This is a genomic window from Nocardioides sp. CF8, from assembly GCF_000389985.1.
Classification (GTDB): Bacteria; Actinomycetota; Actinomycetes; order Propionibacteriales; family Nocardioidaceae; genus Nocardioides; species Nocardioides allogilvus.
Window position 1 is genome coordinate 3820518 of the sequence record NZ_CM001852.1, and the last position, 10734, is coordinate 3831251.

A 10734-nucleotide genomic window follows, 5' to 3' on the forward strand; every position below is an offset into this window, starting at 1 on the left:
CCCGGAGGTTGGTATGAGCCCCCTCCGCGAGACCCCCGCTCGCACCTCGCCCACCGCCCCCGGTGGACACACCTGCACGCGGGAGCGCTGACAGCCCGAGGCCCGGAGAGCTCGAAGTCCGGAGAAACGTGCGCTCACGCATCGTCCACCTCAGCAAGTCCAAGGCCCTGCTGGCGACTCTCGTCGCCGTCATCGTCGTCGCCGTCGGCGGCTCGACGTTGGGCTACGCAGCACTCAGCAAGTCGGTGACGCTGTCACTCGACGGCCAGGCCCAGACGGTCACGGCCATGGGTGACACGGTCGCCGAGGTGCTGGCCTCGGAAGGCATCGAGCTCACCGACAAGGACCTCGTGGCCCCCGCACTCGACGAGAGCGTCGATGACGGAAGCCGCATCTCGGTCCAGTTCGGCCGCCCGCTCGAGCTGAGTGTCGATGGTGAGGAGCGCACCTACTGGGTGAACTCCACCGACGTCGCGAGCGCCCTGGGCGAGATCGGCCGCGGCTATCCGACCGCCGACCTCTCGACCAGCCGTGACGCCACGATCTCCCGCAGCGGCATCCGCCTCGAGGTCACGACCCCGAAGAAGATCCGGATCCAGGTCGGCAAGCAGGAGATGAAGACCCAGAAGATCACGGCGCTCACCGTGGCCGAGGTCCTCGACGAGCTCGGCGTGAAGGTGTCGAAGCACGACAAGGTGACCCCCGGCCTCAAGAAGCAGATCACCGACGGCGACAAGATCGTGCTCACCGACATCCGCATCGTCACCAAGCGCGTCAAGAACGAGGCGATCGACTTCGACGTCATCGAGCGCCCGGACGACTCCATGTTCGAGGGCGACGACGAGACGGTCCGCGAGGGCCGCGACGGCGTGCGCGACGTGACCTACAAGCTCACCGTCCGCAACGGCCAGGTCATCGCGACCAAGGTCGTCACCGCCGACGTCCAGCGCGAGCCGGTCGACGCCATCGTCAAGGTCGGCACCAAGGAGGAGGTCACCTCCAACTACGCCTCCGGCGGCACGGTCTGGGACGCCCTCGCGCAGTGCGAGTCCGGCGGCAACTGGGCCATCAACACCGGCAACGGCTACTACGGCGGCCTGCAGTTCAACCTCGGCACCTGGCAGGCCTACGGCGGCACGGGCCTCCCGAGCCAGGCCTCGCGGGAGACCCAGATCGCGGTCGCGACCCGCCTCCGTGACGCTTCCGGCGGGTACGGCGCGTGGCCGCACTGCTCCGCCCAGCTGGGCCTGCCTCGCTGATCACGCTGATCGCGCGGTCGACATCTAGGCTCTGCGTATGACATCCCCTTCCGCCGGTCCGAGACTTCTCGGGCCGGCGGAGGTGCGAACGCTCGCGGCCGAGCTCGACCTGCGCCCGACCAAGCAGCGCGGTCAGAACTTCGTCATCGACGCCAACACGGTGCGCCGCATCGTGCGTGACTCCGGCATCGGACCCGACGACGTCGTCGTCGAGGTGGGCCCCGGGCTCGGCTCGCTCACCCTCGGGCTACTCGAGGTCGCCCGGCGCGTGGTGGCCGTCGAGATCGACCCGCTGCTCGCCGCACGGCTGCCCGCGACGATCGAGGACCGCGCCCCCGACCACGCCGACGCCTTCGAGGTCGTGCTGGGCGACGCGATGCGGATCGAGGCGATCCCCGGTCCGCCGCCGACAGCCCTCGTCGCCAACCTGCCCTACAACGTCTCGGTGCCGGTCCTGATCCACATGCTCACGCTGCTCCCGTCGCTGGAGCGCGGGCTGGTGATGGTGCAGGCCGAGGTCGCCGACCGTCTCGCGGCCGGCCCCGGCTCCAAGATCTACGGCGTCCCGTCGGTGAAGGCCGCCTGGTTCGCCGACGTGCGGCGCGCCGGCGCCATCGGTCGCAACGTCTTCTGGCCCGCGCCCAACGTCGACTCCGGCCTCGTCGCCTGGACCCGCTGCGACCCGCCGGACACCACGGCCACTCGCGAGCAGGTCTTCACCGTCATCGACGCCGCCTTCGCCACCCGCCGCAAGCAGATCCGCGCGGCCCTGCGCCCGCTCGCCGGCTCCAGCGAGGCTGCCGAGCACGCTCTCGTCCAGGCCGGCATCGACCCGACGGCGCGCGGCGAGGTGCTCACCGTGGCCGACTTCGCCCGGATCGCCGAGGGCATGCCGTGGTGAGCACCGTCTCCGTCCGCGCCGCCGCGAAGATCAACCTCCACCTCGGCGTCGGCGCTGTGCGTGACGACGGCTTCCACCCGCTCGACACCGTCTACCAGGCCATCAGCCTCTACGACGACGTCACCCTCACCGGCGCGGTGGTGCCCTCGCTCGAGCTGGAGTGCGCCGACTACATCGACGCCGGCGACGTCCCGATCGGCGGCGGCAACATCGCCTTCCGTGCGCTCGAGGTGATCCGCGCCCGGACCGGGCGCCACGGCCACGAGGCCGTCGAGATCCTCAAGTCGATCCCGGTCGCTGGCGGGATGGCGGGCGGCTCGGCCGACGCCGCCGCGACCCTGCTGGCCTACGACCGGCTGCACCGGACCGGCCTGCCCGACGACGTGCTCCTCGAACTCGCGGCCGAGCTCGGCAGCGACGTCCCCTTCTCGCTCGTGGGCGGTACGGCGCGTGGCCGTGGCCGTGGCGAGGTCGTGCAGCCGCTCGACGACCGCGGCACCTGGTGGTGGGTCGCCGTCCCGTCCGGCGTCGGCCTGTCCACGCCCGAGGTCTACGCGCACTTCGACAAGCTGTTTCCCGACGCGCTGGCCGAGCCGGCTGAGCCGGCCGACCTGCTGTCGGCGCTGGCGAGCGGCGAACCGCTGCGGCTGGCCCGCACCCTGCACAACGACCTGCAAGCGCCGGCGGTCGACCTGCGACCCGAGCTCGGCACCCTGATCGACCGCGGCGAAGGCGAAGGTGCCCTGCGCGGCCTCGTCTCCGGTTCGGGCCCGACCTGCATCTTCCTGTGCGACTCGCTCGACGGCGCCCACGCCGTCGTCGCGGGCCTGCGGGGTGCGGGGCACGACGTCGTACTCATCGCGAACGGCCCTGTCGCCGGCGCACATCTCCTGGAGCGCCCCTGATGGCCAACCTGATCAACCTCGAAAAAGTCTCGAAGGCCTACGGCATCCGGCCGCTGCTGAGCGAGGTCTCGCTCGGCATCAACGTCGGTGAGCGGATCGGCATCGTCGGACGCAACGGCGACGGCAAGACCACGTTGCTCGAGGTGATGACCGGTCTCGAGGAGCCCGACTCCGGCCGCGTCTCGATGAGCCGTGGCGTCGAGATCGGCTACCTCCACCAGGGCGACGAGCTCGTCGACACCCACACCGTGCGCGAGGCCGTGCTCGGGGGCCGCGCCGATCACGAGTGGCTGGCCGACTCGACCATGCGTGGCGTCGTCACCGAGCTGCTGGCCGGCGTCTCGCTCGACCGGCCGGTGCTCGGCCTCTCCGGTGGCGAGCGCCGCCGCTGCTCGTTGGCCGCGCTGCTGCTCGGCGAGCACGAGCTGATCATCCTCGACGAGCCCACCAACCACCTCGACGTCGAAGCGGTCGCCTGGCTCGCGGGGCACCTCATCCAGCGCTCGTCGGCGCTCGTCGTCGTGACCCACGACCGCTGGTTCCTCGACGAGGTCTGCCAGACGACGTGGGAGGTCCACGACGGCGCGGTCGACTCCTACGAGGGCGGCTACGCCTCGTTCGTGCTCGCGAAGGCGGAGCGGCAGCGGCAGGCCGGTGCGTCCGAGCAGCGCCGCCAGCAGCTCGTGAAGAAGGAGCTCGCCTGGCTGCGGCGCGGCGCCCCGGCGCGGACCGCGAAGCCGAAGTTCCGCATCGAGGCGGCCAACCAGCTGATCGAGGACGTGCCGCCGCCGCGGGACCGCCTCGAGCTGCAGAAGTTCGCGACCCAGCGCCTCGGCAAGGACGTCATCGACCTCGAGCACGTCGACATGTCCCGCGGTGATCGCCAGCTGCTGTCCGATGCGACCTGGCGCCTCGGCCCGGGTGACCGGGTCGGCATCGTCGGCGTCAACGGCGCCGGCAAGACCTCGGTGCTGTCCCTGATCGCGGGCAGCCTCGAGCCCACCGCCGGGCGGGTCAAGCACGGCCGCACGATCGCGATGGAGCACCTCACCCAGGCCATCGACGAGGTCGACCCCAACGGTCGGGTGCTGCCGACGATCGAGGCGATCGCGCGCGTGACGCGTACGGCGACGGGCTCCGACATCACCGCGACGTCGATGCTCGAGCGGTTCGGCTTCACCGGCGACAAGCTCACCGCCCGCCTCGGCGACCTGTCCGGTGGCGAGCGCCGCCGCTTCCAGCTGCTCAAGCTGCTCCTCAACGAGCCCAACGTGCTGCTGCTCGACGAGCCCACCAACGACCTGGACATCGACACCCTCAACGTCCTCGAGGACTTCCTCGACGGCTGGCCGGGCACCCTGATCGTGGTCTCCCACGACCGCTACTTCCTCGAGCGGGTCACCGACTCCGTCTGGGCTCTGCTCGGTGACGGCCAGATCTCGATGCTGCCGCGCGGAGTGGACGAATACCTCGAGCGTCGCGCTGCGGGCCTCGACTCGGTGGCATCGCGCACCATGACCGGCGGGTCGAGCACCTCCGGTGCGACCGCGTCGGGATCGGCGAAGGTCAAGGCGGGCTCGGCGGAGGAGCGCGATGCCCGCAAGGCCTTGTCGCGCATCGAGAAGCAGATCGCCCGCGTCGACAAGCAGGAGAAGGCGCTCGACGACGAGATGGCTGCGTCCCTGACCGACTTCGACCGGCTGGCCGAGCTCGGCAAGCAGCTGAGCGTGGTGCAGGCCGAGAAGGAGCGGCTCGAGCACGAGTGGCTCGAGGCGTCGGAGCTGCTCGGCTCCTGAGTCAGTCCTCGGGTGGGCTGAACGGCGCGAGGAGCGTGCGCAGCAGCGACGCGAGCGTCGCCTGGTCGCCGGCGGGCAGCGCAGCGATCAGCTCGGCCTCGGCCGCGATCAGCGCTCCGAAGGCGCCGTCGACGGCGGCCTTGCCCTCGGGGGTGAGGCGCACCAGCACCCCGCGGCGATCGCGCGGGTCGGGCAGCCGCTCGACCAGCCCGCGGCCGGCCAGCCGGTCGACGCGGTTGGTCATGGTGCCGCTGGTCACGAGCGTCTCGCGCAGCAGGCGGCCGGGGGACAGCTCGTACGGCGCCCCGGCGCGCCGCAGCGCAGCCAGCACGTCGAACTCCCACGACTCGATGTGGTGGGTCGTGAAGGCGTCGCGGCGGGCGAGGTCGAGGTGGCGCGCCAGCCTGCTGATGCGGCTGAAGACCTCGACCGGACCGAGGTCGAGGTCGGTGCGCTCGCGCGCCCACGCCTCGACCAGGCTGTCCACTTCGTCGCGCATGTGGCCAGTGTGCCAGACGCGTCGAGAATCTTGACGTCGAGAGATAGGGGTCCGCTGAAACCCCCGAGAACGTTCGATTCCCCCGCATAGGCGGGGGAATGCAACGTTCCGGGGTGTTGCAACACTCAAGAACCTGACGGAAACCTCGAGAAGTCGGTGCCGGGTCGGGTTGCCGCCCGCGACGCGTCAGGCCTCGGGAGTCTCGCTGTAGAGCACGGGGTCCCCGTCGAGCCCGCTGAGTCCGTTCCAGGCGAGGTTGACCACGTGGGCGGCGACGACCTCGCGCGCGGGCTTGCGGGTGTCGAGCCACCACTGGCCCAGGCTCGCGACCATCCCGACGAGCATCTGGGCGTACATCGGAGCGTTCTTCGCGTCGAGCCCGGTGCGTTTGAAGGTGTCGGCCAGCAGTCCCTCGACGCGGGAGGCGACGTCACCGAGGATCGTCTGGAAGGACGCCTCCCCGATGGGGCTGTCGCGGACCAGGATCCGGAAGCCCTGCGGGTTCTCCTCGACGTACGACAGCAGCGCCAACGCCGCCTGCTCGAGCACGATCCTCGAGGTGCCCGCGGTGAGTGAGCCGCGCATGATCGCCAGCAGGGTCTGCACCTCGCGGTCGACGACGACGGCGTAGAGCCCCTCCTTGCCGCCGAAGTGCTCGTAGACGACCGGCTTGGAGACCTGGGCGCGGGCTGCGACCTCCTCGATGGCGGCCCCCTCGAAGCCGCGTTCTGAGAACAGCGTGCGCGCGACGGCAATCAGTTGCTCGCGGCGCTCGGCCCCGGTCATGCGTTTCTTGCTCGGCATGGGGCAGATCCTCTCACGCCGATCCGCTCGTTTGACAATGGGAATCATTCTCATTTAGCGTCCGGCGCTCCAGACTCAGAGAGGCAGATGGATGAAGCGCAGGAAGAAGCTGGCCGTGGTGCTCGCGACGTTGATCGTCGGCGGGGGAGGTGCGTCCCTTCAGCAGAACAGCGCGCCCAGAGTTACCGACTGGTAACATCTCCGGCATGAGCCAGGTCCAGAAGCTGTGGAACACCGCCACCTCCGTCCCCGTCGTCGGCAAGCGCGCGTTCTCCATCGCGTTTTCGCAGAAGGCGCCCTACTTCGCCACGATCCACCCGCGCTTCACGGTGGTCGAGCCCAACCACGTCGAGCTCGTCATCCCGAAGCGGCGCAGCGTCCAGAACCACCTCGGCACCGTGCACGCGATCGCGCTGTGCAACGGCCTCGAGGCGGCCATGGGTGCGCTCGCCGAGGTGACGATCCCGAGCCACAAGCGGTGGATCCCCAAGGGCATGGACGTCGCCTACACCGCGAAGGCCACCTCGGACATCGTCTGCATCGCCGAGACGGACCCCGAGCAGTGGACCAGCGACAACCCCGACCTGCACGTCCGCGTCCGCGGCGAGCGCGAGGACGGGACCGTCGTGATCGAGGGCGTCATCAAGCTCTGGGTGACCGAGAAGCCCGGAGCGTAGCGACGGGCTTCGACGTCCTCAGTCCGGCTGAGCTTGCGAAGCCGGAACCGCTGCGGGAGCCCCGGAGCGTAGCGACGGGCTTCGACGTCCTCAGTCCGGCTGAGCTTGCGAAGCCGGAACCGCTGCGGGAGCCCCCGAGCGTAGCGACGGGCTTCTACGTCCCGGCCACACTCGGGCGAGGTCTACAGGGTCGTCTTGGCTTCGCCGACGTCGGCGACCATCGAGACCTGCAGCACCTTCTTCTCGCCCACGAACTTGCGCTGGACGTAGTTGGCCAGCCAGGTGAGCACCAGGTTGGTCACGATGTAGCACGCGGCGACGACGATGGTCGTCGGGACGATGTTGTTGAACGACAGCGGCAGCTGCTTGGCGATCTTGGTGAGGCCGATCCCGAAGACGATCAGGATCAGGCTGGTGTCCTTGAGCGCCACGACGCACTGGCTGATGATCGCCGGGATCATGATCTTCACGGCCTGGGGCAGCAGCACGATGTTCATCACCTGCGCCTTGCGCATGCCGATGGCGTACGCCGCCTCGGCCTGCCCGCGAGGGACGGCGTTGACGCCGGCGCGGAAGACCTCGGCCAGCACGGCGCCGTTGTAGAGCGTCAGCGCCAGCACCACGGACCAGAAGGCGCCTCGCGCGATGGGCATGTCGCCGAAGACCGCGTAGAAGCAGAAGATCATCAACATGATGACGGGTACGGCGCGGAAGAACTCGACGACCAGCCACGACACCCAGCGCACGGGTCGGTGATCGGAGAGCTTGCTGATCCCGAAGACCACCCCGAACACGACAGCACCGAGCACCGACAGCACCGCCATGATGATGGTGTCGAGCCATGCCTCGAGGAGCGCGGTGAGGTACTGCGGGGTGACGAAGGGTTCCCACAGGGCGTAGGCAAACTGGCCAGCGTCAGCGAGCCGCTTCACGGCGAAGGCGAGCGCGGCCACGATCACGACGAGCGAGATGATCGTGTAGATCCGGTGCCGGGCGACCGTCTTGGGTCCCGGTGCGTCGAAGAGAACTCCGGCGGCCATCAGGCGATCCTCCAGCGACGCTCGAACGAGATGGCGACCAGGGAGACGAGCTCGACCAGGACGACGTACAGCAGGGCGACGCCCAAGAAGATGCCCCAGCGCTCGTCGGCATGGTTGTTGGTCATGATCTTCATCTGGGCAGCAGCCTCCAGGACGCCGAACACGGCGGCGACCGAGGTGTTCTTGAGCAGCGCGATCAGGGTGCTCGCCACCGGGGGGACCGAGGCGCGGAACGCCTGGGGGAGCACGACTTCGCGCATCACCCCGCTGAACGGGAGACCGATGGCCCGGGCGGCCTCGGCCTGACCCAGCGGGACGGCGTTGACGCCGGAGCGGAGTGCCTCGCACACGAAGGTGGAGGTGTAGAGCGTCAGGGCGACCACCGCGGTGGCGAAGAACGAGGTGAAGTCGAAGCTCCCGATGTGGACGTCGACGAACTTGAGGTTGATCCCGATCTTGGGAGCGGCGAACTGGAAGAAGAAGAACACCATCAGCAACGGGGTGTTGCGCACGAGCGTGACGTAGGTGGCGGCCGCCTTGTTGAGGACCGCGATCGGGCCGACGCGCATGGCGACCAGGATCGTGCCCCCGATGAGGGACAGGACGCCCGAGCACAAGAAGAGCAGGACGGTGTAGCCGAACGCCTGCAGGACCTCGGGGAACTCGTTGATGAAGGCTTCCACGCCACTCCTCTCGTGGGACCGGAGTCCGGGCCCGCTTGCTCAGCGGGCCCGGACTCGGATGGTGAGCTGGATGCTCAGGACTCGCAGGGGTCGAGCTCCGGGAAGTCCGGGGTCTCGACGCCGGAGGCACCGAGGTTGGCCTCGAAGGCCTCGGCCCACGTGCCGTCCTCGTTGGCTGCCTCGAGCGTGTCGTTGATCCACTGGCACATCTCCGGGTAGTCCTGCGAGTAGCCGACGCCGATGCGCTCCTCGGAGAACGGCTCGCCGACGACCTTCAGGGCGCCCTCGTTCTGCGCGGCGTAGCCGGCGAGGATCGTGCCGTCCGTCGTCATCGCCTCGACCGTGCCGTCGAGCACCTTGTCGACGCACTGGCTGTAGGTGTCGAAGCCGACCGGCTTCATGCCCTGGGCCTTGGCGTTGTCGAGCGACGTCGAGCCGGTGACGGAGCAGACTTCCTTGCCCTGCAGGTCCTCGGGGCCGGCGGCCTCGGAGTCCTCGGGCACCAGCAGCTGCTGGCCGGTGAGCATGTAGGGGCCGGCCTGACCGACGACCTGCCGACGCTCGTCGGTGATCGAGTAGGACGCGAGGACGAGGTCCACCTTGCCGTCCACCAGGAAGGGCTCGCGGTTGTCGGAGATCGTCTCGACGTACTGCACCTTGGACGTGTCCTCCGGGTCGATGCCCAGCGAGGCCACGAGGATCTTGGCGATGTCGACGTCGAAGCCGGTCGGCATGTCGGAGCCGGTCTCGTTGAACCCGAGGCCGGGCTGGTCGTACTTCACGCCGACGTTGATGGTGCCGGCCTCGGCGAGCTCGGCCATGCGCGTGCCCGCCTCGAAGCTGGCGTCCTCCGACGCCTCGACCTCCACGCCCTCGTTGTCGGTGCCCGCGTCACCGCACGCGGCGAGCGAGAGGGCCAGTCCAGCGACCGCGATCGCGGCCTTGGTTCGGATGAATCGCATCTGCTTCTCCCTTGATGTGGTGAACAGTTGAGGAGCCTTGGTGCCCCCTTGTGGGACGGCCCCGAGACCTGCTGGTCAGTGCTTGAGGATCTTGCCGAGGAAGTCCTTGGCGCGATCGGACGTGGGGTTGGTGAAGAACTGCTCGGGAGTGTTCTCCTCGACGATCGCGCCGTCGGCCATGAAGACGACCCGGTCGGCCGCCGTACGCGCGAAGCCCATCTCGTGGGTGACGACGATCATCGTCATGCCGCGGTGGGCGAGGTCGACCATGACGTCGAGGACCTCCTTGATCATCTCCGGGTCGAGCGCGGAGGTGGGCTCGTCGAAGAGCATCACCTTCGGCTCCATGGCCAGCGCCCGGGCGATGGCCACCCGCTGCTGCTGCCCACCGGAGAGCTGGGCGGGGTACTTGTCGGCCTGGTGACCGACGCCGACCCGGTCGAGCAGCTCACGGGCCTTGGTCTCGGCCGCGGACTTGCTCAGTCCTCGCACCTTGATCGGGCCGAGGGTGACGTTCTCGAGGATCGTCTTGTGGGCGAAGAGGTTGAAGCTCTGGAAGACCATGCCGACCTCGGCACGGAGCTTGGCCAGCGCCTTGCCCTCCTGTGGAAGGGGCTGCCCGTCCAGGCTGATCGTGCCCGAGTCGATGGTCTCGAGGCGGTTGATGGCACGACACAGGGTCGACTTGCCCGACCCCGACGGGCCGATCACGACGACCACCTCGCCGCTGGTCACGGTGAGGTCGATGTCCTTGAGGGCGTGCAGCGATCCGAAGTGCTTCTGGACATCGGTGAGGACGACGAGCGGCTCACCTCGCCCGGCCGAACGGGGCTCGTGCTCCAACGCGGTCATGCCCGCAACCTATAGGGATCAGTGTGTCCGGGGCCACACGCAGGGGTCCTCCACGGCAAACGTGACCGGACCGTGTCCCGCCCGTTGAGTGCGTACGGCGGACCTGTTCCCCAGCGAGGTTCGCCGGTGCTTGAATCGGCACTATCGCCTCGACCAGCGGAGGAAATGATGAGCGACAGCAAGAACAGGCTCGGCATGCTCAAGGACATGGCCAAGGGTGCCAAGGACGACCCGAAGGGCGCGGCGATCTTCTTCAAGGACGTGGGCAAGATGGCGGCCAAGGAAGCGGCCGGCAAGGCCAAGGGCAAGGTGAAGAACCTCCGCGGCCACTGACCTCCGGCTGCGATTACGGCTGG

At 69.0% G+C, this 10734-nt stretch carries 12 protein-coding genes; 6 read left to right on the plus strand and 6 right to left on the minus strand.

Annotated features, from left to right (window positions below):
• Positions 1-128 precede the first annotated feature (128 nt).
• From CF8_RS23535 to CF8_RS18645, 4 genes are read left to right on the plus strand one after another with little or no spacing between them, the layout of a single operon-like run.
• Positions 129-1259 (plus strand): resuscitation-promoting factor, encoded by a 1131-nt coding sequence (locus tag CF8_RS23535; protein ID WP_010834647.1) that lies wholly within the window; start codon positions 129-131, stop codon positions 1257-1259.
• A 37-nt stretch (positions 1260-1296) separates the two neighbouring features.
• A complete protein-coding gene (gene rsmA, locus CF8_RS18635; RefSeq protein WP_036491456.1) occupies positions 1297-2160 on the plus strand; it encodes a 16S rRNA (adenine(1518)-N(6)/adenine(1519)-N(6))-dimethyltransferase RsmA in 864 nt (287 codons plus the stop codon).
• On the plus strand, positions 2157-3065 hold the full coding sequence (locus CF8_RS18640) for a 4-(cytidine 5'-diphospho)-2-C-methyl-D-erythritol kinase (protein ID WP_198016882.1): 909 nt from the start codon (positions 2157-2159) through the stop codon (positions 3063-3065). The genes rsmA and CF8_RS18640 overlap by 4 nt, the downstream gene beginning before the upstream one ends.
• Positions 3065-4861, plus strand: coding sequence for an ABC-F family ATP-binding cassette domain-containing protein (locus CF8_RS18645; protein ID WP_010834650.1), 1797 nt, complete (start codon positions 3065-3067; stop codon positions 4859-4861). The genes CF8_RS18640 and CF8_RS18645 overlap by 1 nt, the downstream gene beginning before the upstream one ends.
• Position 4862: 1 nt before the next feature.
• On the opposite strand, the gene CF8_RS18650 is transcribed toward CF8_RS18645, so the two are convergent.
• Positions 4863-5360, minus strand: coding sequence for a MarR family winged helix-turn-helix transcriptional regulator (locus CF8_RS18650; protein WP_010834651.1), 498 nt, complete (start codon positions 5358-5360; stop codon positions 4863-4865).
• Between the two features lie 186 nt (positions 5361-5546).
• Positions 5547-6146 carry a TetR/AcrR family transcriptional regulator gene (locus CF8_RS18655; RefSeq protein ID WP_010834652.1) on the minus strand — a complete coding sequence of 200 codons (600 nt, stop codon included), beginning with the start codon at positions 6144-6146 and terminating at the stop codon, positions 5547-5549.
• 224 nt (positions 6147-6370) lie between these two features.
• Here CF8_RS18655 and CF8_RS18660 point away from each other — a divergent pair, with 224 nt between their 5' ends.
• On the plus strand, positions 6371-6841 hold the full coding sequence (locus CF8_RS18660) for a hotdog fold domain-containing protein (protein ID WP_010834653.1): 471 nt from the start codon (positions 6371-6373) through the stop codon (positions 6839-6841).
• 182 nt (positions 6842-7023) lie between these two features.
• Here the strand turns inward: CF8_RS18660 and CF8_RS18665 are convergent, their stop codons facing one another.
• From CF8_RS18665 to CF8_RS18680, 4 genes are all read right to left on the minus strand, one after another.
• Positions 7024-7881 (minus strand): amino acid ABC transporter permease, encoded by an 858-nt coding sequence (locus CF8_RS18665; RefSeq protein ID WP_010834654.1) that lies wholly within the window; start codon positions 7879-7881, stop codon positions 7024-7026.
• Positions 7881-8564, minus strand: a complete 684-nt coding sequence (locus tag CF8_RS18670; protein WP_010834655.1) for an amino acid ABC transporter permease — start codon at positions 8562-8564, stop codon at positions 7881-7883. Before CF8_RS18670 ends, CF8_RS18665 begins: the two co-directional genes overlap by 1 nt.
• 74 nt (positions 8565-8638) lie before the next feature.
• Positions 8639-9526 carry a glutamate ABC transporter substrate-binding protein gene (locus tag CF8_RS18675; protein ID WP_010834656.1) on the minus strand — a complete coding sequence of 296 codons (888 nt, stop codon included), beginning with the start codon at positions 9524-9526 and terminating at the stop codon, positions 8639-8641.
• Positions 9527-9601: 75 nt separating this feature from the next.
• On the minus strand, positions 9602-10378 hold the full coding sequence (locus tag CF8_RS18680) for an amino acid ABC transporter ATP-binding protein (RefSeq protein WP_010834657.1): 777 nt from the start codon (positions 10376-10378) through the stop codon (positions 9602-9604).
• Between the two features lie 168 nt (positions 10379-10546).
• Between CF8_RS18680 and CF8_RS22120 the strand changes: the two genes are divergently transcribed.
• Positions 10547-10711 (plus strand): hypothetical protein, encoded by a 165-nt coding sequence (locus CF8_RS22120; RefSeq protein WP_156887271.1) that lies wholly within the window; start codon positions 10547-10549, stop codon positions 10709-10711.
• The last annotated feature ends 23 nt before the right edge of the window (positions 10712-10734 follow it).

Excerpts from the sequence above, each read along its gene's own strand:
- rsmA (WP_036491456.1), top strand. The coding sequence starts at position 1,297 with ATGACATCCCCTTCCGCCGGTCCGAGACTTCTCGGGCCGGCGGAGGTG.
- CF8_RS18645 (WP_010834650.1), top strand. The coding sequence starts at position 3,065 with ATGGCCAACCTGATCAACCTCGAAAAAGTCTCGAAGGCCTACGGCATC.
- CF8_RS18650 (WP_010834651.1), bottom strand. The coding sequence starts at position 5,360 with ATGCGCGACGAAGTGGACAGCCTGGTCGAGGCGTGGGCGCGCGAGCGC.
- CF8_RS18655 (WP_010834652.1), bottom strand. The coding sequence starts at position 6,146 with ATGACCGGGGCCGAGCGCCGCGAGCAACTGATTGCCGTCGCGCGCACG.
- CF8_RS18660 (WP_010834653.1), top strand. The coding sequence starts at position 6,371 with ATGAGCCAGGTCCAGAAGCTGTGGAACACCGCCACCTCCGTCCCCGTC.
- CF8_RS18665 (WP_010834654.1), bottom strand. The coding sequence starts at position 7,881 with ATGGCCGCCGGAGTTCTCTTCGACGCACCGGGACCCAAGACGGTCGCC.
- CF8_RS18675 (WP_010834656.1), bottom strand. The coding sequence starts at position 9,526 with ATGCGATTCATCCGAACCAAGGCCGCGATCGCGGTCGCTGGACTGGCC.
- CF8_RS18680 (WP_010834657.1), bottom strand. The coding sequence starts at position 10,378 with ATGACCGCGTTGGAGCACGAGCCCCGTTCGGCCGGGCGAGGTGAGCCG.
- CF8_RS22120 (WP_156887271.1), top strand. The coding sequence starts at position 10,547 with ATGAGCGACAGCAAGAACAGGCTCGGCATGCTCAAGGACATGGCCAAG.